Source organism: Micromonospora sp. NPDC003197 (assembly GCF_053590565.1).
In genome coordinates, this window is sequence record NZ_JBSFTE010000004.1 from 95,504 (window position 1) to 115,415 (window position 19,912).

Annotated in this window: 18 protein-coding genes; 12 read left to right on the top strand and 6 right to left on the bottom strand. The window is 70.9% G+C overall.

Features of this window, described 5'->3' with window-relative positions; all coding sequences use genetic code 11:
- Window positions 1-149 precede the first annotated feature (149 nt).
- Window positions 150-971: an IclR family transcriptional regulator gene (locus ACWDV4_RS06035; protein WP_449975263.1), complete on the top strand. Its 822-nt coding sequence runs from the start codon at window positions 150-152 to the stop codon at window positions 969-971.
- A gap of 65 nt (window positions 972-1,036) precedes the next feature.
- On the opposite strand, the gene ACWDV4_RS06040 is transcribed toward ACWDV4_RS06035, so the two are convergent.
- Together ACWDV4_RS06040 and ACWDV4_RS06045 are read right to left on the bottom strand one after the other, a co-directional pair.
- On the bottom strand, window positions 1,037-2,083 hold the full coding sequence (locus ACWDV4_RS06040; protein ID WP_449975264.1) for a hypothetical protein: 1,047 nt from the start codon (window positions 2,081-2,083) through the stop codon (window positions 1,037-1,039).
- Window positions 2,084-2,227: 144 nt separating this feature from the next.
- Complete coding sequence (locus tag ACWDV4_RS06045; RefSeq protein WP_449975265.1) at window positions 2,228-2,935, bottom strand: hypothetical protein; 708 nt, start codon at window positions 2,933-2,935, stop codon at window positions 2,228-2,230.
- Between the two features lie 104 nt (window positions 2,936-3,039).
- Here ACWDV4_RS06045 and ACWDV4_RS06050 point away from each other — a divergent pair, with 104 nt between their 5' ends.
- A complete protein-coding gene (locus tag ACWDV4_RS06050; protein WP_449975267.1) occupies window positions 3,040-3,882 on the top strand; it encodes an HpcH/HpaI aldolase/citrate lyase family protein in 843 nt (280 codons plus the stop codon).
- 34 nt (window positions 3,883-3,916) lie between these two features.
- On the opposite strand, the gene ACWDV4_RS06055 is transcribed toward ACWDV4_RS06050, so the two are convergent.
- The 3 genes from ACWDV4_RS06055 to ACWDV4_RS06065 are packed head-to-tail and all read right to left on the bottom strand — an operon-like array spanning window position 3,917 to window position 7,470.
- Window positions 3,917-5,386 carry an MmgE/PrpD family protein gene (locus tag ACWDV4_RS06055; RefSeq protein WP_449975269.1) on the bottom strand — a complete coding sequence of 490 codons (1,470 nt, stop codon included), beginning with the start codon at window positions 5,384-5,386 and terminating at the stop codon, window positions 3,917-3,919.
- The gene (locus ACWDV4_RS06060) at window positions 5,383-6,243 is read right to left on the bottom strand and encodes a cyclase family protein (RefSeq protein WP_449975270.1); all 861 of its coding nucleotides are present in this window, start codon (window positions 6,241-6,243) and stop codon (window positions 5,383-5,385) included. Before ACWDV4_RS06060 ends, ACWDV4_RS06055 begins: the two co-directional genes overlap by 4 nt.
- Window positions 6,244-6,264: 21 nt before the next feature.
- A complete protein-coding gene (locus ACWDV4_RS06065; RefSeq protein ID WP_449975271.1) occupies window positions 6,265-7,470 on the bottom strand; it encodes a CaiB/BaiF CoA transferase family protein in 1,206 nt (401 codons plus the stop codon).
- Between the two features lie 112 nt (window positions 7,471-7,582).
- Between ACWDV4_RS06065 and ACWDV4_RS06070 the strand changes: the two genes are divergently transcribed.
- Window positions 7,583-9,004, top strand: a complete 1,422-nt coding sequence (locus ACWDV4_RS06070) for a dihydroorotase (protein WP_449975272.1) — start codon at window positions 7,583-7,585, stop codon at window positions 9,002-9,004.
- Between the two features lie 76 nt (window positions 9,005-9,080).
- Here the strand turns inward: ACWDV4_RS06070 and ACWDV4_RS06075 are convergent, their stop codons facing one another.
- Window positions 9,081-9,947 carry a DUF4437 domain-containing protein gene (locus tag ACWDV4_RS06075; protein WP_449975273.1) on the bottom strand — a complete coding sequence of 289 codons (867 nt, stop codon included), beginning with the start codon at window positions 9,945-9,947 and terminating at the stop codon, window positions 9,081-9,083.
- A 129-nt stretch (window positions 9,948-10,076) separates the two neighbouring features.
- Between ACWDV4_RS06075 and ACWDV4_RS06080 the strand changes: the two genes are divergently transcribed.
- Genes ACWDV4_RS06080 through ACWDV4_RS06120 form a run of 9 tightly spaced genes read left to right on the top strand, consistent with a single transcriptional unit; the run spans window position 10,077 to window position 19,869 of the window.
- Window positions 10,077-11,270, top strand: coding sequence for a CaiB/BaiF CoA transferase family protein (locus tag ACWDV4_RS06080; RefSeq protein ID WP_449975274.1), 1,194 nt, complete (start codon window positions 10,077-10,079; stop codon window positions 11,268-11,270).
- 1 nt (window position 11,271) lies between these two features.
- Window positions 11,272-11,946, top strand: a complete 675-nt coding sequence (locus ACWDV4_RS06085) for an isochorismatase family protein (RefSeq protein WP_449975276.1) — start codon at window positions 11,272-11,274, stop codon at window positions 11,944-11,946.
- Window positions 11,947-11,985: 39 nt separating this feature from the next.
- Window positions 11,986-12,783: an SDR family oxidoreductase gene (locus ACWDV4_RS06090; protein ID WP_449975278.1), complete on the top strand. Its 798-nt coding sequence runs from the start codon at window positions 11,986-11,988 to the stop codon at window positions 12,781-12,783.
- Window positions 12,784-12,813: 30 nt separating this feature from the next.
- Window positions 12,814-14,355, top strand: coding sequence for a class I adenylate-forming enzyme family protein (locus ACWDV4_RS06095; protein ID WP_449975279.1), 1,542 nt, complete (start codon window positions 12,814-12,816; stop codon window positions 14,353-14,355).
- Entirely contained in the window at window positions 14,355-14,951 is a 597-nt protein-coding gene (locus ACWDV4_RS06100) for a MaoC family dehydratase (protein WP_449975281.1), read from the top strand. The genes ACWDV4_RS06095 and ACWDV4_RS06100 overlap by 1 nt, the downstream gene beginning before the upstream one ends.
- Window positions 14,948-15,982, top strand: coding sequence for an LLM class flavin-dependent oxidoreductase (locus ACWDV4_RS06105; protein ID WP_449975282.1), 1,035 nt, complete (start codon window positions 14,948-14,950; stop codon window positions 15,980-15,982). The genes ACWDV4_RS06100 and ACWDV4_RS06105 overlap by 4 nt, the downstream gene beginning before the upstream one ends.
- Window positions 15,979-17,256, top strand: a complete 1,278-nt coding sequence (locus ACWDV4_RS06110; protein ID WP_449975284.1) for a CaiB/BaiF CoA transferase family protein — start codon at window positions 15,979-15,981, stop codon at window positions 17,254-17,256. Before ACWDV4_RS06105 ends, ACWDV4_RS06110 begins: the two co-directional genes overlap by 4 nt.
- Entirely contained in the window at window positions 17,246-18,670 is a 1,425-nt protein-coding gene (locus ACWDV4_RS06115) for an MmgE/PrpD family protein (protein WP_449975285.1), read from the top strand. Before ACWDV4_RS06110 ends, ACWDV4_RS06115 begins: the two co-directional genes overlap by 11 nt.
- The gene (locus ACWDV4_RS06120; protein WP_449975286.1) at window positions 18,667-19,869 is read left to right on the top strand and encodes a Rid family hydrolase; all 1,203 of its coding nucleotides are present in this window, start codon (window positions 18,667-18,669) and stop codon (window positions 19,867-19,869) included. The genes ACWDV4_RS06115 and ACWDV4_RS06120 overlap by 4 nt, the downstream gene beginning before the upstream one ends.
- Window positions 19,870-19,912 lie beyond the last annotated feature (43 nt).

Genomic DNA, 19,912 nt, shown 5'->3' on the forward strand with positions numbered 1-19,912 from the left:
GTAACGAGGGGTGCCGTCCGGTGTCAACCGCCCTTCGATCCGGGTAGCCGTTGGTCGGTGGCGCTCAGGACACGCTGTTTCGCTGTGTGGAATCGAGCCACCTACACTGGGCCACAGACCAGACGGACGAACAGTGCTGTGGAGGCCCTATGACCAGCCGGACATCCGAGGTGACGGCACCGGCCGTGGCGGAGGACGGCGACGGCCAGTCCCGCTCGATCGCGGCGGTCGAGCGGGCAATGGACGTGCTGCTCTACTTCGGGCGCAGCGGGCGCCCCGACCTGGGCGTCACCGAGATCGCGACCGCGCTGGGCCTGACCAAGGCGGCCGTGCACCGCATCCTCACGGCGCTGCGCAGCCGGGAGCTGATCATTCTCGACCCGAGCACTCGCCGCTACGCACTGGGCCACGCGGCCGTCACGCTTGGCCGGGCCTACCTGGCCCGCACCGACCTGCGGGCGATGGCCGGTCCGGAGCTGCGCGCGCTGGCCGCCGAGACGGGGGAGACCGCCACACTGTCGCTGCGCCGGGGCGACACCCGGTTGTATGTCGACCAGGTGGTGCCCGAGCAGGAGCTGCGACTGGACGTCAACATCGGCATCCCGTACCCGCTGCATGCCGGCAGCTCGTCCAAGGCGTTCCTGGCCTTCGTCGACGAGGACGAGCTCGACGCCTATCTGGAGCGGCATCGGCTCGACGAGCTTACCGAGCGCACCATCACCGACCCGGCCAAGCTGCGCAAGGAGCTGGCCGCCATCCGTAAGCGCGGCTACGCCACCTCGCGCGGCGAACGCCAGCCCGGCGCGACGTCGATTGCGGCACCGGTCTTCGACCACGACGGGCACGTGGTAGCGGTCGTCAGCGTGGCCGGCCCGGTGGGGCGGTTCAAGCCGGACTCGCCCGAGCTGGCGAAGTCGCTGCTGAAGGCGACCAGCCGAATCTCCGCTCAGCTCGGCTTCAGTGGCACCTGACCAGCCTGGCCGGGTCGCAGCGTGGCGAGCGGCGTCAGCACGCCGAGCGCCTATCTGTGCGGTCCCTAGCCGAACAGGTTTATCGCGATTCCATGGCTGAGCGCGCTCGTGCCCTGCAGACCGTCGATTTTCACCGGCTGGCCTGAGATGTGCGTGACGACGATACGCATGATGAACATCCGGGTTCCGCAGGTCGGGTCGATCGTCACCTGGGGCAGGCTGAAATAGGCGGCGTAGTGGTGGGCGTCGTCGCGGATCGTGTGCCGGGTCGTGGCGGTCGCCGTGTTGCGGCAGGTGTGCGCCGTCGGGTCGAGCTGGACTACCTCCAACCGGGCGTCGATGACCGCGTTGGTACCCCGGGTCTTCTGGTACGGGGCGACGCTGGATTGCTGGCACGAAGCCGTGTTCAGGTAGCAGGTGGTGACAGTCATGTTGGCCAGTGCCTGCACCGCGGTCGCGTTCGGATCCGCGGTCCATTTGTAGACCGGCGTCCCGTCGTTGTAGAACACGTGCACGGTCGAGGTGCCGGCGCCGATGTAGCTGCACGTCGACGACGTGCCGGTGCTGTTGCAGACCGGGTTCTGCCACCAGTGTGAGCCGGCCTGGTTGGTGTCGCTCATTTCCAGCCAGGTGCTGCCGGGCACCGCCGTCAGATGGTACGAACTGCTGGCGCTGGACGCGGTGTAGCCGTACACGCCACAGGTGTAGGTCCCTGCGGCCGGCGCGGTGAACAGCAGATCGGCGTAGAGGGGCAGGTGCCCGTCGATCGCGTACGACGTGGTGTCGGATCCCTCGTGGTTGCGCGAGGTGATGCCCTGCACGCCGACCTGCGAGCCGCCGGAGTCGAGACACCGCACGTGGTTGTTCATCGCGGCGATCGAGGTCATGCTGCTGGTCGCCTCGAACCGGCCCTTGACATGCCGGGACTCGCCGGCGGCCAGCGTGACGGTACGGCTGGCGAGCAGAGTTAGCGCACCAGGGGTGACGTTGCGCGCGCTGGTCAACGTCACCCGGGTCACCGACCCCTGGTCGGCCTGCGCCACCGCGGGCCAGACGGACAGCAGCCCTGCGGCGACGACCGTCGCCACCGTGGCTCGCAGAGTTCGGCGCATAGCCATACCTCCAGAGACGTTCACCTGCGGCAGCGACGGAAGGGTACCGAATCGAGTCCGCTGCGGTGAGCCCGTGGCGCAGGGAAGGGCGCTCCTGCACGTGACTTGCGGGTGCCTTGGCGGCGCCTGACCGGCCTGCCCGGGTCACAGTGTGGCGAGCGGCTTCAGCACGCCGAGCGCCGCAGCCGCCAGTACGCTGCCCCAGATGCCCCAGACGTAGGGCAGGCAGCCGTCGATCGCCCGTTGCATCGTGCGCTCCACCTCCGGGGTGGAGCCGGTCGTCATCAACGTGCCGAAGGCCGGCCCAAACGGGCGCAGGGTCAGCCGAATGCCCAGTCCACAGGCGATTGCGACGCTGTAGAGCAGGATCTTGCCGCCCAGCCACTTCGGGTTGGTGTCCACGCCGAACGGTGCGGCGGCGAAGAGCGTGTAGAGCGCGGCCCCGGCCAGCCCGGCGATCAGCACTATCCGGATCGTCCAGTCTGCCCGGCGTACCCACGGGCGGTGGCCTGGGCGGTGATGGTCGGAGATCGTGGCGGCCAGCCACGCCGCCGCGAACACCCAGACCAGCGCCACGATCGGCCAGCCGAACGGATTGATCCCGAAGACCTGCGCACCGTGCGGATCCAGTGCCATCAGCGTGAGGCCGCTGGGCAGGAAGAGCACCAGGCAGATCTTGGGCCCCAGATCGAGCCCGCTCATGATTTTCAGTGCGGTGGCCCGGGCGGCCGGGGTGAGGTCGGGCTTGAGGACGTACCGGCTCGACCAGAAGACCCCGAGATCTCCGCCCAGCCAGAAGACGAAGAGCACGATGTGCAGCAGAATCCACCAGCCGTAGGGGTGCGATCCCATTGAAGCCTCCTTGACGTCTCGACCCCTAATGGAAACACTGTGTCCGCTGTCGAAACAATGGCCGCGCATCGTCGGAGCGCTGCCGAGTGGAAGGGGCCGAAGCCGTGCGGTCGTACCTGTACGTGCCCGGGGACGCGCCCGACAAGCTGGCCAAGGCGGCGGGGCGCGGAGCGGACGCAGTGATCGTCGACCTGGAGGACGCGGTGCCGCCGGCCGGCAAGGACGCCGCCCGCTCGGCGGTCGCCGCCTTCCTGCGTACCGCACCACCCGAGGTCGCCTGGTGGGTGCGGATCAACCCGGGCAGGTCGGGCCACGTCGACGCGGCGGCCGTCGTGGGGCCTGGCCTCGCCGGACTCTGCGTGGCGAAAGCCGAGTCCGCCGCCGAACTGGTCGCCCTCGACGAGGTGCTCGGCGCGGCCGAGTCGGCGGCCGGATTGCCGGTGGGCACGACCGCCGTGGTGCCGCTGCTGGAATCGGCGGCGGCCGTGGTCGCGGCCCTCGACATCGCCCGCGCACCCCGGGTACGGCGACTGCAGCTCGGCGAGGCGGACCTGCGCGCCGACCTCGGTATCACGCTCGGGCCGGACGAGCGGGAACTGCTCTTCGTCCGCTCGCAGGTGGTGCTGGCCAGCGCGGCGGTCGGTATCGAACCTCCGGTGGCGCCGGTCAGCACCGACTTCCGAGATCTGGTCGCGCTGCGCGCGTCGACGATGGCACTGCGGCGGCTCGGCTTCGTCGGTCGGGCCTGTATCCACCCGGCGCAGGTCGCCGTGGTCAACGAGGTGTTCACCCCCACACCGGAGGAGGTGGCGACGGCGGCGGACCTCGTGGCCCGCTTCGACGCGGCGGTCCGCGACGGCGCGGGGGTCTGCCTCGACGCGCAGGGCCGGCTGGTGGACGAGGCAGTGGTCCGCTCCGCCCGGCGCCTGCTCGCCCTGGCGGGGTAGGCACCCGCACCGGCCTCAGGACGCCGCACCGGCCTCAGCAAGCTGGGGCGGTCAGTGCGAGCAGCGCCGATGGTGTCACCTCGGCGCCAGTGGTGCCGAGCGCGGCGTCGCGCAGCGCGGCGACCCGCTCCGGCGGAAGAGCCCGCTCGGCGTTGAGCCGGAACTTCGTCGCCAGATCGGCCGCGCTCAACGGATGCTCGGCGCTGCCGCGTGACGAGTCGACCCGGTGCTCCAGGAGCGCGCCGCCGTGGGTACGTACCCGCAGCACCGCCGCGAACGCACGCGGGAACAGTTCCGACGCCCGGGGGTCGGCCACGCACCGGACCCGAGCCGCGAGCGCCAGCCGGTCGGCCGGCAGCTCGCCGGCGAAGTCGTCAAGCGCCAGTCCCAGGCCGCCACCGCCGAGCAGCGCTGCCGCGATGGTGTACGGCCCGGAGAACTTCGCGTGGTACGCGCTGCGCGGACGGATCTTCTGGGCGGTGGGTTCGGCGATGGTACGCAGCACAGGGGCGGCCACCCCCAGCTCGATCTCGGCGATGTCGGCCGGATCGAGTCCGCCCGCCCGCAGCGCCAAAGCACAGTCGACGCCGGGGTGGGTGAAGTGGTTCGACGGGTACGGCTTGTAGACCGTGCGTAGCACCTCCCAGTCGGTGCCGAGCCCGCGTAGCAGCGCGTCGGCGGTGAAGTCGCCGGTGTGCGCGGTGAAGAAGCCGAACCGTCCCTCCAGTACGGTCGGTGGCCCGGTCAGCCCGTCGGCCGCCAGCACCGCCGCGCTGACCCCGGCGTGGGCGGCCCAGCCGCAGTGGGCCTGCTTGATCGAGCCGCCGGTGCGGTTGGCCTCCAGGATGCCGGCTCCCATGCTCGCCGCGATCCCGATGGCATGGCCGATGCCCACGGCGTCCAGGCCGTAGAGCAGCCCGGCCGCGACGGCCGCGCCGATCGTGCCGCAGATCGAGGTGGCATGCTGGCCCCGCTCGAAGTAGACGTTGGCCCCGGTGTCGGGCAGGTAGCCGGCCATGCCGAGCCGGTTGGTGATCTCGATTCCGGCGGCCACCGCCGGGATCAGGGCCGTGACGTCGGCAGCCGTATCGGCCCCGACCGCCTCGGCGGCGGCGAGCGCGGCCGGTACGACGCTGGCGCTCGGGTGCAACACCGAGGGCAGGTGTGTGTCGTCGAAGTCCAGTGAGTGGGCCAGCACCCCGTTGACCAGTGCGGCGGCCGGGGCCGGCAGCCGGTCGCCGGAGCCGATGACGGTGGCCTCGCCGATGCCGCCCCAGCGGCGTACGGAGCGCAAGGCGGCAGCCGCGGCCTCGGCTCCCGGGTCGGCGTGCGCGGCCAGGGCCAGCCCCAGGATGTCCAGCACCCGGCCGGGGATGTCGGCGCGGACGGCGTCGGGCACCCCGTGGTCACGACAGTCGACGGCGAAGCACGCCAGTTGGGCGCTGAGCGTCAGTTCGGTCCCGGGCGCGGCGATGGTCTTGGCCGTGCTTACGCCCGCCGTCACGGCAGGACCGCCAGCGGGCGGACCGGAGCGCCGGTGGCCCCGACGATGGACAGCGGGTTGAGCACGAACAGGAACTCCCGGACCCCGGTCTCCAGCAGCGGGGCCAGGTTCATCGTCTCCACGATGTTGATTCCGCTTTCCACCAGCAGGATCCGGTGCACCGGCAGGGTGGCGTGGCCGCGTCCGGGTGCCAGGTGCTCGAAGGCGATCGTCTCGCCGCCAACCACCCTGGGGGAGCGTTCGGCGAGCCAGCGCGCGGCGGCCACTCCAGGGCCGGGTACGCCGTCGGCGAGCCCGACGAACGCCGCGCCCTCGTCCCATCGACGCGACCAGCCGGTGCCGATCAGGACCGCGTCGCCCGGTGCGATCCGGGTGTGCCCGGCGGCCTGCTCCAGGTCGTCCGGGGTGATCTCGTAGCCGGCCGGCAGCACGGCGGTTCCGTGTACGGCGGCGACGTCGAGCAGCACGGCCCGTCCGACGTACGGGTCGAACGTCTCGATGCCCAGCTCCGCGAAGCCTTCGTGGGACTGCGCTGCCCCGGCCGGCCGGCCGCCGTGCACGAGCCCGTCCTGCGAGACGTGGGCCAGCGCGTCGACGTGGGTGCCGACGTGCCCGCCGGTGATGATGACCTCGTTGGCGGCGCTGCCGCCGTCGGCGCGTACCAGGTCGCCGTGGCGGCGCTCGATCACCATCCGGAACGGCGGGTGGTTCGGTGACTGGGGCATTCCCCGGCGCATCGGCTGGGCCAGGTCGATGACCCGGGCCCCGGCCAGCGCCGACCACAGTGTGGTAGGGCCGGGGTCGAGGTCGGGTTGCGGTCCACCGGTCAGGGTCGGGAGACCTCCCGTGTCGGTCATGGCACCGGTACGTAGACCCACTCAGATCACGCCCCTCGACTTCAGGTCGGCGAGTTCGTCGGCGCGCAGGCCGAGCCGTTCGCCGTACACGGATTGGTTGTCGGCGCCGGGCGGGCGCCCGGTCCAGGCGATGGCACCGGGTGTCGCGGACATCCGGTACAGCACGTTGGGCATCCGAAGTGGACCGAGCACCGGATCCTGCACCGTGGTTACGGTGTCCAGGGCCTGGTACTGCGGGTCGGCGAAGACGTCAGCGATGTCGTAGATCGGGGCGACCGCGGCCTGGGCCGCCTCGAACTCGGCGACCACCTCGGCGAGGTCCCGTTCGGCGATCCAGCCCCCGACATAGCCGTCGAGCTCGTCGGCGTGCTGTGCCCGCGTGACGCCGCTGGCGAACCACGGTTCGTCGATCACCTCGGGGTGCCCGACGAGCCGCAGCACCCGTTCGGCGATCGCCTGGGCACTGGTGGAGATCGCCACCCACCGGCCGTCTCGAGTGCGGTACGTGTTGCGCGGGGCGTTGTTGACCGATCGGTTGCCGCTGCGCTGCTGCACGGTGCCGAGTTGGTCGTACGCCATCGACTGCATGCCGAGCACGGTGACCAGCGGCTCGATGATCGCCAGGTCGATGACTTGGCCACGGCCGGTACCGGCGGGTCGGCCGGCGTCGCGGTGGTAGAGCGCGGTCAGGACGGCCTGGGCGCAGGTGAGCGCGGCGATGCCGTCGGCGAGCCCGAACGGCGGCAGCGTGGGTGGTCCGTCCGGCTGGCCGGTGATGGCCGCGAAGCCGCTCATCGCCTCGGCGAGGGTGCCGAAGCCGGGTCGGTCCCGGTACGGCCCGTGCTGGCCGAACGCGGTGACCCGGGCGATGACCAGCCCGGGATTGTGCTCGTGCAGCGTATCCGGGGCCAGGCCCCAGCGCTCCAGCGTGCCGGGCCGGAAGTTTTCGATCAGCACGTCGGCCTCGGCGAGTAACCGGCGGGCCAGCGCGGCGCCCTCGGGCTGGCCGAGGTCGAGGGTGACCGTCTGCTTGTTGCGGCCGAGCATGGTCCACCACAGTGGCACGCTGTCCTTGGCGGGGCCGTGTCCCCGGGCGGGGTCGCCCTTGACCGGATGCTCGATCTTGATGACCTCGGCGCCGTAGTCGCCCAGGATGGTGGCGGCCAGGGGACCGGCGAAGAGTGTCGAGGCATCCACCACCGTGATGCCGTTCAGTGCGCCGGGCACGGGACCTCCACGGGACCGATCGAGGTGTGGGACGTCAATCTAACCGCCCTTTCTCGGCAATGGAAACCCCGTTACATTGTCCGAAACGCCAAAGGTGAAGGGGGTGCGCGCGGTGGCGCGTTACGACTTGCTGGTCAAGGGCGGCACGCTGGTACTGCCGTACGTGGGAACGGTCCGGGCTGATCTCGCCACTCGTGACGGCCGGATCGCCGCTATCGCGGCCGAGCTCGATCCGGCCGACGCCGCCGAGGTGCTCGACGCCGACGCCAGGCTGGTCTTCCCGGGCGCGGTGGACGCGCACTACCACCTGGGCATCTACCGGTCGCTTGCCGAGGACGCCGCCGAGGAGACCCGATCCTCCCTGGTCGGCGGGGCGAGCACGGTGTTGTCGTACTTCCGGACCGGGCAGCACTACCTCAACCGCACCGGCCCGTACGCCGAGATCTTCCCGGAGGTGCTGGCGGCGGTGGGCGGTCGCGCCTACACCGACTACGGGTTCCACCTCGCGCCGATGGACACCGCACAGGTCGGCGAGGTGCCCGCGCTGGTCGGCGAGCATGGGGTGTCGTCGTTCAAGTACTACATGTTCTACAAGGGCTTCAACCTCAGCGCGGACTCCCGCGACGCCAAAGCCTTCACCATGAGCGACGAGTACGATCTCGGGCACCTCTACCAGATCATGGAGGCGGTCGCGGCGGCCAACGGTGCGGACCGGCGCGTCTCGCTGTCGCTGCACTGCGAGCAGGCCGAGCTGATGCGGCTCTTCATCGACCGGGTCCGGGCGGCCGGCGACCCGCAGACCCTCAAGGCCTACTCCGACGCTCGCCCGCCGCTGACCGAGCGGGTCGCGATCGGCGAGGCCACCACCCTGGCCGGTGCCACCGGTTGCCCGGTCAACCTGCTGCACCTCTCCTCGGCCGACGCGCTGGATGCGGCCCGGGCGGCCCGGGCGGCGCTGCCCGGTGCCGACATTCGGGCAGAGGTCACCCTGCACCACCTCTGCCTCTCCTACGACGCGCTGACCGGGCTGGGCGGCAAGGTGAACCCTCCGATCCGTACGGTGGCCGATACCGAGGCGCTCTGGGCCGGCGTGCTCGACGGCTCGGTCGACTGGGTGGCCTCCGACCACGCGTGTTGCCTCGAGGAGAACAAGGGCGACGCGCTCTGGCCGGCGCTGCCCGGCTTCGGCGGCACCGCGTTGCTCTACCCACTGTTGATTAGCGAGGGGATGCACAAGCGTGGTCTGTCGCCGGCTCGGGTCGCGGAGTTGGCCTCGGCGAATCCCGCGCGGGCCTACGGCCTGTGGGGACGCAAGGGCAACCTGGTGGTGGGTGCGGACGCCGACCTCGCGATCGTCGACCCCGACCTGGAGCAGGAGGTGACGACCGACCTGCTGCTCTCCGGGCAGGACCACTGTCCGTTCGAGGGGCGCAAGGTCCGTGGCTGGCCGGTCGCGACGGTGGTCCGTGGGCACGTCGCCTACCGCGATGGCGCGGTCGTCGGTGCGCCGCAGGGGGCGTACGTCGCTCGGTAGTCCCGGTAGTGGTGATCGGGATGTGACGGGACCGCAACCAGCGGCTGCGTCACATCCCGTAGCCACTACATTGCGTCTACATTCCGTCTCCGGACCACGGGCCGCGCGAACGGGACCGTACCGGCAGGGTGGAGATGACCGGTGCCTCGTCGTGCGCGTGGTAGTTGGTCGCCGTGCCGCCCCACTTGATCCACTCATCGGTGGTGTACCAGTTGACCAGCTCGCCGTCCGACCGGATGATCCAGTCGATGTCGGTCTCGGCGACGAAGTGGCCGTGCTTCACCCCGGCTGGTCGGAAGCAGTAGGTGCCCTCGTCGATGTCGCCGAAGTTGTAGGCCATCTTCCCGCCGAGCGTGTAGAACTCCTCGTAGCAGGGGTGGTGGGCCAGCCGGTGGTCGCTCCAGCCCTTGTGGGCCCGGATCAGCCGGGTGTAGAAGTTGGTCACCGGGTCGCGGTGCAGCAGCTTGATGTAGAGCGGGGTGATCGGCCCGACCGTCGGCGCGGGGGTCCACTCCATGGCCTCGGAGTCCACCACCGTTACCTCGCCGACGGCGGTGTCCCACCGCGCTGCGGCCGGATCCCACTGCGCCTTCTCGACGTCGAAGCCGCAGTCGCCGTACTCGCGCCAGTGCAGCACCGACGAGCCCTCGCGGATTTTGATCCAGTCCATCGGCACGCCTCGGGGCACCTGCAGGTAGCCGCCGGGGCCGATCTCCCGACCGCCGTAGATCAGCGAACCGGACTGGACGAAGAACTCGGTGTCGGCGTGTGGCACGCCCGGCCCACGCCCCCAGTCGCTGTCGAACCGTAGCGACAGCGAGGACGATCCGTCCTCCTCGTCCACCGAGAGCCGGCGTTCGCGGGCCCCGCCCTCGCCGTGTGGCAGCTCTCCGACGTGCCAGATGTAGTCGTTCTCGTGAATCAGTTCGACGTGCGCTCGCACCCGCTGCTCCTCAGGTCGCGTTTCAGGGCATGGCGGCAATGGAAACACTGTTTCCATGAGTGCGGCAAGCCTCTCGGAGGTATTGTTCCCCCTAGCGAAACGGTGTATCCACCGCCTACCATGCATCGAATGGATGGGGCACTCTCCGACATCAGGGTCCTGGAGACCGGTACGTTGCTCGCCGGTCCGTTCTGCGGCCAGCTCCTCGGCGACTTCGGCGCCGAGGTGATCAAGCTGGAGGACCCCGGCCGGGGCGATCCGATGCGGCAGTGGGGCCGGGAGAAGCCGCACGGCCAGTCGCTGTGGTGGCCGGTCGTGGCCCGCAACAAGAAGTCCGTCACCTGCAACCTGCGCAGTGCAGCCGGGCAGGATTTGCTGCGCCGGCTGGTGGTCGAGTCGGACGTGCTGTTGGAGAACTTCCGCCCCGGCACGCTGGAGCGGTGGGGGCTCGGCTACGACGTGCTCAGCGCGCTCAACCCGCGCCTGATCCTGGTCCGGGTCAGCGGCTACGGCCAGACCGGGCCGTATTCGCCGCGCGCCGGCTTCGGCTCCATCGGCGAGGCCATGGGCGGCATCCGCTACGTCACCGGCGAGCCCGACCGACCACCGTCGCGGGCCGGCATCTCGCTCGGTGACTCGCTAGCGGCCACCTACGCCGCGTACGGCACCCTCGCCGCCCTGCACGCCCGGGAGCGCAGCGGCCGGGGCCAGGTGGTCGACTCGGCGATCTACGAGGCGGTGCTGGCGATGATGGAGTCGCTGCTGCCCGAGTGGTCGGTGGCCGGTTACCAGCGGGAGCGCACCGGGGCGATCCTGCCCAACGTCGCGCCCAGCAACGTCTACCCGACCGCCGAGGGCGGCGACATCCTGATCGCCGCCAACCAGGACACGGTCTTCCGTCGGCTCGCCGAGATCATGGGCCGCCCCGAACTTGCCGACGATCCGAAGTACACCACCCACAGCGCGCGCGGCGCCCACCAGACCGAGCTCGACAAGCTCATCGCCGCGTGGACCGTTACCCACACCGCCGCCGACCTGCTCGAGCGGCTGCACGCCGGCGGGGTTCCGGCCGGTGGCATCTACTCCGCCGCCGACCTGCTCGCCGACCCGCACGTCGCGGCCCGCGAGGCGATCGTGCGGGTGCCACACGAACGCTTCGGCGAGCTGCCGATGCAGGCACCGGTGCCGAAGCTGTCCGCCACCCCCGGCGCGGTGAACTGGTCCGGGCCCGAGCTGGGACAGCACAACGACGAGGTGTACGGCGACCTGCTTGGACTCAGCGCCGAGCAGCGGACGGCCCTACGCGCGGATGGGGTGATCTGAGATGTCCGACGGCACCGCGCACAGCACCGCGCACAGCACCGCGCACGGTGGCACCCTCGATGCCGACTACGCCGGTGCCGGGTTCGCCCGTCGACTCGGGTGGGGCACCCGGCCCGCGCTCGTGCTGGTCGACCCGGTCGCCGCGTACGCCGTACCCGCGTCGCCGTTGTTCCTGGCCACCGCGCAGGCCGCGCTGGCCGCGATGGCCGCGCTGCTGGCGGCGGCCCGTACGGCCCGGGTTCCGGTGGCCTTCACCGCCGTGCGGTACGCCGACGAGTCCTGCGCCGAGGCACCCCTGTTCGCCGCGAAGGTGCCGGCGCTGACCGCGTTCGCCGCCGGCAACCCGCTCGGCGACTTCCCGGCCCAGGTGACGCCGGCCCGGGGCGAGCACATCGTGCACAAGCACTACGCCAGCGCCTTCGCCGGTACCGCGCTGGCCGCCTGGCTTACCGCAGCCGGCGTCGACACGGTGGTGCTCGGCGGCTTCTCCACCAGCGGCTGCGTCCGCGCGTCGGCGGTCGACGCCCTGCAGCACGGGTTCCGCCCGATGGTGGTGCGCGAGGCGTGCGCCGACCGCGATCCCGGCCCGCACGAGGCCAACCTCTTCGACCTCGACGCCAAGTACGCCGATGTGGTGCCGCTGGCCGACGCGGTCGCCCGGCTGGCCGGCGACTGACCGGACCCGTTCTCCCGACTTGAGTGGGCAGGAGCCGTCATGCGTAAGGCAGTCATCACCGGCAGCACCAGGGGGATCGGTTTCGCGCTCGCCCGCGAGCTGCTCGCCCGGGGCCACTCCGTTGTGGTCTCGGGGCGTACGCGCACGGCCGTGGACGATGCCGTCGCGCGACTGCGCCCGCAGGCCGCCGCAACGGCCGCAGTTCACGGGTTCGCCGTGGATGTCACCGACGCCGCACAGGTCGAGCAGTTGTGGAGCACCGCGGTCGACGCGTTGGGTGGCGTCGACCTGTGGATCAACAATGCCGGGGTCGCCAACACCACCCGGCCGATCGTCGAGACCACGCCGGAGGACGTCCGGACGATGGTCACCACGAACCTGCTCGGCACCGTGTACGGGTCGCAGGTCGCCGTCCGCGGGATGCTCGCCGCCGGCGGCGGCCAGGTCTTCAACGTGCTCGGCGGCGGCAGTGACGGCCGGATCCGCCCCGGCATGGGGGTCTACTCGGCCACCAAGCGCGGTCTGGACTCCTTCACCCGGGCACTGGTCAAGGAGGTCACCGGTACCAGCGTGCGGATTGGCCAGATCCGCCCCGGCATCCTCATCACCGAGGGGTGGCTGCGCGAGGCCGCTGCCGCGCCGGAGCAGGTGGCGCAGCAGCGCCGGCAGCTCAACATCCTCTGCGACCACGTCGACGAGGTCGCGCCGTACCTGGTCGAACGGATGCTGGCGAGCACCAGGAACGGTGACGCGATCGCGTGGCTCACCACCGGCCGGATGACCCGCAAGTTCCTCGTCCCCGGCAAGCGGGATGTGCTCGCCCGCTACGGACTCTGACCGATTCGACCCAGGGAAGGATGGCATCGGGTGAAGGGTGTGCAGCTCAACATGGCCGCCGGGATCCGTGAGTTCGGCCGGGCCACGCCCGGCCGGGTCGCGGTCGTCGACGGCGACCACGCCGTGACGTTCGGCGCGCTCGACGAGCGCTCCAACCGGCTCGCGTCGGCGACGCTCGCGCGCGGCATCGCCCCCGGTGAGCGGATCGCGGTGCTGAGCAACAACCGCTACGAGTACTTCGAGATATCGGCGGCGATGGCCAAGGCCGGCATCCCGACCGTGCCGCTGAACACGAAGAACAGCAGCTCGGACAACTCTTACATCCTCGCCCATTCGCAGGCGAGGGGGATCATCCTGGCCGACGAGCTGGCCGGCAACGTCGACGGGCTGCTCGATGACCTGCCGCTCGTGCTCAGCTTCGCCGGCGAGGTCGGCGAGCGGTACGAGACGTTCCTGGGACAGGGCCGTGCGGTCGATCCGCAGGTCCCCGTAGACGAGCTCGACCCGTTCTGCGTCACGTACACGTCCGGCACGACCGGACGGCCCAAGGGCGTCCTGCTGACCCACCGGGGACGGGTCCTCACCGCGTTCGGGGTCGGGCTGGACTACGGGCTCGGCCCCAACCGCAGCACGATCGCGGTCGCGCCGATGTACCACGGCGCGGGGTTCGCGTTCGCCTACACCGCCCCGATGCTCGGCGGCTCGTGCACCGTGCTGCCGACCTGGGATCCGGAGCGGCTGCTGGACATGATGGTGGCCACCCGCGCCTCCACGGTGTTCCTGGTACCCACGCACGCCCAGCACCTTCGTCGGTTCTGCGCGGAGCCGGCCGCCCGGTACGACCTGTCGGCGCTGCGGACGCTGTACTTCAACGCCGCCGCGTTGCCGGTCGCGCTGAAGGAGTGGGTGATCGCCGCGTTCCCCGGCGTCGACGTGCACGAGCTGTACGGCTCGACCGAATGTTCCATCGTCACCAACCTGCGCCCGAAGTTCGCTCTGGAACGGGCCGGCAGTGTCGGGCATCCCTGGTTCTGGAACGAGGTCCGGCTCACCGATGACGACGGCAACGAGGTTGGGCCGGGGGAGCCCGGCGAGCTGTTCGCCCGCTCGCCGCTGCTGCTGGCCGGGTACCTCGACGACGAGGAGGCCACCCGGGCCGGGTACGACGCGGACGGGTTCTTCTCCGTCGGGGACGTGGCGGTGCGGGATGAGGAGGGCTTCATCACCATCGTTGACCGGAAGACAGACATGATCATCGCGGGTGGGGTCAACATCTTCCCGCGCGAGATCGAGGAGGCCATCGCCCGCCACGAGCCGGTCGACGAGGTCGCCGTGGTCGGCGTGCCCGACGAGGTGTACGGCGAGCGCATCGCCGCGTTCGTGGTGGGCCGCCCGGGGACGCGGATCGACGTCGTGGCCCTGGAGGGCCACGTCCGGCAGCATGTGGCGCGCTACAAGGTGCCCCGTGAGTGGCACGTCGTCGACGCGTTGCCGCGCAATCCGAGCGGCAAGATCCTCAAGCGGGTGATCCGTGACAACTACCTCGCGCGGTATCAAAAGGAGATCGACTGATGGGGCTCAAGCCGGGCTGGACCGGGCGGTTCTTCGAGGATTTCGAGATCGGAGACGTCTACCAGCATCCCCTGGGACGCACCATCACGGAGACCGACAACACCTGGTTCACGCTGCTGACCATGAACACCAACGAGATGCACTTCAACGCCGAGTACGCCGCACGGTCGGAGTTCGGCAAGCCGCTCGTGGTGTCCACGCTCACGGTGGCCATCGCGGTCGGGCAGAGCGTCACCGACCTGACCCAGAACGCGTTCGCGAACCTCGGCTGGGACGAGATCCGGCTGACCCATCCGGTGTTCGCCGGTGACACGCTCTACAGCGAGTCGATCGTGCTGGAGAAGCGGGAATCCGCCTCCCGCCCGCATGCCGGCATCGTCACGGTGCGTACCCGCGCGCTGAACCAGCACGGCGACGAGGTCTGCTCCTTCAAGCGCACGTTCTATGTGTACCGTCGGGGTGCCGAACAGCTGGAGAACCTTTTCCCGGTCGGGAAGACCCCGCTCGCCCTGGACGGCGGTGGCGGTGGTGCCGACCGCGACGGCGACCGCGACCGCGACGGCAACAGCGGCAGCGGCAGCAGGGCAACGGCATGAGGCTCACGTACCAGCCGTGGGGTGAGACGCTCGCGGAGTTGGCCGACGCCGGGCGCCGGGCGGAACGCGCGGGCGCCGAGGTGCTGTGGGTTTCGGAGCTGCACCGCAGCGCGACCGGCACCGCCGCAGCCCTGGCCGGGGCGACGTCCGCCGTACGGATCGGCACCTCGATCGTCCTGGCGTTCACCCGTAGCCCGATGATCACCGCGCTGGAGGCGCTCGACCTGGCTGAGCTCTCCGGCGGCCGGTTCGTGCTCGGCCTCGGCTCCGGGGTGCGCCGGCTCAACGAGCACTGGCACAACGTCCCGTTCGGCAAACCGGTCGGACACCTGCGTGAGACGGTCCGCAACATCCGGCTCTTCTGGGACGCCTGCACCACCGGTGCCGAGATCCGGGTCGACGGTGAGTACGAGCCGATGCACATTCGCGGCTACCAGCGGCCGTACGCCGTGCCGCAGCAGCCGATCCCGGTCTACCTGGCCGCGATGGGTCCGCTGATGACCCGGCTGGCCGGTGAGATCGGCGACGGCTGGATCAGCCACGAGCTGTGCTCACCGGGATACCTGCGGGAGCAGATCCTGCCCGACCTCATGCTCGGCATCGATCGCGCGAACGGTAAGGCACGCCACGATCTCGACGTGGTCGTCTCCGCGTGCTGCTCGGTCGCCGCCGATCCGGCGCTCGCCCGCCGCCGCGCCGCCGGGGTGGTCGGCTTCTACGCCACGGTCCGCACCTACGCCGACTTCTTCGCCTTCCACGGCCTTGCCGAGGATCAGCAGGTCGTCATCGACGCGTTCCAGGCCGGTGTCGGCGCGGACCACCTCGCGGGCAGCGTCACCGACCGGATGATCGACGCGTTCACCATGACCGGCACCCGCGACGACGTCGCTGCCCGGATCACGGCCTATGCCGGCATCGCCGACACCGTGAAGTTGAGCCCGCCGACCCATGGGCTGCCCGCCGCCGAGATCCGCGCGGCCCAGGACGAGATCATCGCGCTGATCGGTGAGCTGACGGGAGCGTCCGCATGAGGCCATTGGAGGACCTGCGCATCATCGCGGTCGAGCAGTACGGTGCCGGGCCGTTCGGCAGCGTGCACCTGGCCGACCTCGGCGCCCAGGTCATCAAGATCGAAGACCCGTGGTCGGGTGGTGACGTCGGTCGGTACGTGCCGCCGTACGCCGAGGACGAGGACTCGCTCTTCTTCGAGACGTTCAACCGCAACAAGCGCAGCATCTCCCTCGACCTGGGTACGGCCGCCGGGCGCGGCGTATTCGAGCAACTCGTCGCGGTTTCCGACGTCGTCTACTCCAACCTGCGCGGGGACGTGCCGGAGAAGCTGCGCATCCGGTACGACGACCTCAAGCACATCAATCCGCGCATCGTGTGCGTGGCGCTCACCGGGTTCGGGATGACCGGGCCGCGCAAGCGGGAACCCGGCTACGACTACGTGTTGCAGGGTCTCGCCGGCTGGATGGAGCTGACCGGCGAGCCGGACGGCCCGCCCACCAAGTCCGGCCTGTCGCTCGTGGACTACTCGGGCGGTTTCGTGGCCGCGATCTCGCTCCTGGCCGGGGTGCACGCCGCCCGCCGCGATGGCGTCGGCATGGACTGCGACGTCAGCCTCTACGACACTGCGGTGTCGATGCTGACCTATCCCGCGACGTGGCACCTGAACGCCGGGTTCCGGCCGGTCCGCACGCACCACTCGGCGCACCCGTCGCTGGTGCCGTTCCAGGCGTTCGAGGCCAAGGACGGCTGGCTGGTCGTCGGCTGCGCGAAGGAGAAGTTCTGGGCCCGGCTGTGCCAGATCGTCGGCCACCCGGAGTGGGCCGAGGCCGGCTCGCCGTACGCGACCTTCGCCGGCCGTCAGGAGAACAGTGCCGACCTGCTGCCCCGGTTGGAGGCGATCTTCCAGCAGAAGACCGTCGACGACTGGCTCGGGCAGCTCTCCGCCGGGTCGATCCCGTGCGGCCCGATCAACGACGTCGGCGCGGCCCTGGTGGATGAGCAGACCGCCGCCCGAAACCTCGTGGTCACCACTGACCACCCCCGGTACGGCGAGGTACGGCAGCTCGCGTCCCCGGTGCGGGTCGGCGACGAGACGCCCAACTACCGCCGGGCACCACAGCGCAACGAAGACCTCGCGCTCGTCACCGAGGAGATCCTGGGTCTGGACGCACAACAGGTGGCGGCGCTACGGGCAGCCGGCGCGTTCGGCGACCCGGCCCAGCATCCGGTGCAGGCACTTCCGACGGTCCCGACAACCCCGACACCACAGCGGCTGGGGCACGATGATTGCTGAGGAGCTTGCCGAGTGGGGCACCGGCCGCGTCGAGATGCCGGACGCGGTGCGGGCTGCGGCGCTGCGGCACCTCCTCGACGGGGTCGGCACGGCGCTGGGTGGGTTGCGTACCGGCACAATAGGGGCCCAGTCCGGTGGGCCGTCCCCGATTCCGGCCGTTGCCGTCGCCCGGTCCCTCGGCGGGCCGCCGGAGGCGACGATCATCGGGTCGCCGGGCCGGGTCGGGGCGCCGGCCGCTGCGCTCGCCAACGGCACCCTCGTGCACGCGCTGGACTTCGACGACACCCACGCCGGCGGCCTCGTCCACGCGACGGCCGTGGTGCTGCCGGCCGCGTTTGCCGTCGGTGAACAGGTCGGCGCGGCCGGTCGGGCCGTACTCGACGCTGCCGTCGTCGGCTACGAGACCGTGTGCCGGGTCGCGGCTGCCGCGCCGCATGGCTTCCACGCCCGTGGGCTGCACGCCACCATGGTGGCTGGCGTGTTCTCTTCGGCGATCGTCGCGGCCCGGCTGCTCGGCCTCGACGTCGCGCGGACCGTCGACGCGCTCGGCATCGCCGGCAGCCAGGCCGGCGGGCTTCTCGCATTCCTCCACAGCGGAGCGTCGACGAAGCAACTGCACCCGGGGTTCGCCGCGCATGCCGGAATCCTCGCTGCCCGGCTGGCGGCGGCCGGGGCCAGTGGCCCGGCGAACGTCTTCGACGGCCCGCACGGGGTGTACGACGCGCTCGCCGCTGGCCCGGTCGACCTCACGTCCGTCACCGTCGACCTCGGCACGCGCTGGGAGACCACCCGGATCGGCATCAAGCCGTACCCGGCGTGCCAGCTCCTGCACGCCGCGATCGACGCGGTTCGCGACGCGATGCGCCGCAGCGGATTCAAGCCCGGCGGATTCAAGTCCAGCGGGTTCGATTTTTGCGACATCGCCGCGATCGACGTCGACGTGCACCCCGACTCGGTGCCCACGGTCTGCGACGCCCGGCGGGACCTGGCCCGGCCGACGTCGCCGTACGCGGCGAAGTTCTCGCTGCCGTGGAGTGTCGCCGCCGTCGTTGTCGACGGTGATCTGACCACCGCGACGTACGAGCCGGACTCGCTTGCCCGGCCCGAGGTGGAACGCGTTGCCCGGCTGGTGCGCTGGCACGTCACCCCCACCGGAGGCGCTGCGGCCGATGCGCCCGGTGCCGCACGCATCACGCTTGTCGACGGCTCGACCGTCACCGGCAGCGTGCCGCGCAGCACGGGCGGCCCGGACAACCCGCTGACCGACGAGCAACTCATCGCGAAGTTCCACGGCAACGCCGGTGACGACAGCACCAACGTCGTCGACCTACTGCACCGACTCGAAGAGCTGGACACCATCGAACCGCTCATGGCGGCGCTGGCCGTCGCCAGTACCGGCAAGGACCGCCCGTGACACTGCACGCCATCAGACCGCCGTCCTTCCGCTGGTTCCCGTACGACGGCTTCACGTTCTGCCTCGGCCTCGCCGAGGGCGACGCGGCCTGGACCTCCGGCCATACCTCCGCCGCGTTCGACGAGGCCGTCGGCAAGATGACCGTCACCGGGGACATGGCAGCCCAGGCACGCACCGCGTACGAGAAGGTGCTGACGATCCTGGCCGCCGCCGGGTTCGGGCCGCAGGACGTTACCCGGGTAACCGAGAACGTGACGGTCGCCGGGCTCGCCGGGTACGAGGCGGCTGCTGTGGTCCGGCGGGAGGTCTTCGGCGACCATGAGCCCGTACTGCGGACGGTCGTCGTCGAGCGGCTGGTGCGGCGTACCGCGCTGGTGGAGGTCGAGCTGCACGCGGTGCGCGGCGGTGGCGAGGTGCTGGCCGCCAGCGAGCCCCGGCAGGCCGGCACCTGGCGGGCCTCCACCGTGCGGACCGGCCACGACGGCGCGGTGTACCTGCCGACGATGCTCCCGGTCGACGCCGCCGGTGCGGTGGTCCACCCGGGCGACTTCGCCGCGCAGTACGCCTACTGCCTGGATCGCGCGGGCGACCTGCTCAAGGCGGTCGGGCTCTCCCTCGACGCGGTCGTCACCACCTACGACTACTCGACGCCGGAGACCCGCGACGTGTACCGCCGGACGCACCGGGTGCGTAAGGACCGTCTCGGCGGCGCCGGTGTGTACCCGGGCGCGGGCGGCATCCTGATGAGCCGGATGCACCACCCGGACGCGCTCGTCGCGATCGACGTCACCGCCTCCCGGCACCCCCTGGAGCTGGTCAACCCGGGCTGGTCCCGCTACGACACGCTCACCTACGCCCCGGGGGTCAGGGCCGGCCGGACGCTGTACATGTCCGGTTTCGCGGCGCTGGACATGCAGACGCAGCAGGCCCTGTACCCCGACGACATCGTGGCGCAGGCCGAGGCGACCTACGGTGCGATCCTGCACCTGCTGCGCTACGCCGGCCTCGGACCGGAGCACCTGCGGGAGACGACCGAGTACTGCGTCGAGTCCGCGCTGCCGACGTACCGGGGCGTGGCCGGCGTGCGGGATCGGCTGCTCAGCCCGCCCTGGCCGGCGTCGACCGGGGCAATCTGCAAGGCACTGCTGCGTCCCGAGTTCCTGCTCGAGGTCTTCCCGACGGCGGTGTACCCGGCATGAGTAGTCCGGAGCGCAGCAGAGGGGGCGGCATGAGCGCAGACGG

Excerpts from the sequence above, each read along its gene's own strand:
- ACWDV4_RS06110 (WP_449975284.1), top strand. The coding sequence starts at position 15,979 with ATGAGGCCATTGGAGGACCTGCGCATCATCGCGGTCGAGCAGTACGGT.
- ACWDV4_RS06105 (WP_449975282.1), top strand. The coding sequence starts at position 14,948 with ATGAGGCTCACGTACCAGCCGTGGGGTGAGACGCTCGCGGAGTTGGCC.
- ACWDV4_RS06115 (WP_449975285.1), top strand. The coding sequence starts at position 17,246 with ATGATTGCTGAGGAGCTTGCCGAGTGGGGCACCGGCCGCGTCGAGATG.
- ACWDV4_RS06090 (WP_449975278.1), top strand. The coding sequence starts at position 11,986 with ATGCGTAAGGCAGTCATCACCGGCAGCACCAGGGGGATCGGTTTCGCG.
- ACWDV4_RS06035 (WP_449975263.1), top strand. The coding sequence starts at position 150 with ATGACCAGCCGGACATCCGAGGTGACGGCACCGGCCGTGGCGGAGGAC.
- ACWDV4_RS06085 (WP_449975276.1), top strand. The coding sequence starts at position 11,272 with ATGTCCGACGGCACCGCGCACAGCACCGCGCACAGCACCGCGCACGGT.
- ACWDV4_RS06040 (WP_449975264.1), bottom strand. The coding sequence starts at position 2,083 with ATGCGCCGAACTCTGCGAGCCACGGTGGCGACGGTCGTCGCCGCAGGG.
- ACWDV4_RS06045 (WP_449975265.1), bottom strand. The coding sequence starts at position 2,935 with ATGGGATCGCACCCCTACGGCTGGTGGATTCTGCTGCACATCGTGCTC.
- ACWDV4_RS06060 (WP_449975270.1), bottom strand. The coding sequence starts at position 6,243 with ATGACCGACACGGGAGGTCTCCCGACCCTGACCGGTGGACCGCAACCC.
- ACWDV4_RS06100 (WP_449975281.1), top strand. The coding sequence starts at position 14,355 with ATGGGGCTCAAGCCGGGCTGGACCGGGCGGTTCTTCGAGGATTTCGAG.
- ACWDV4_RS06080 (WP_449975274.1), top strand. The coding sequence starts at position 10,077 with ATGGATGGGGCACTCTCCGACATCAGGGTCCTGGAGACCGGTACGTTG.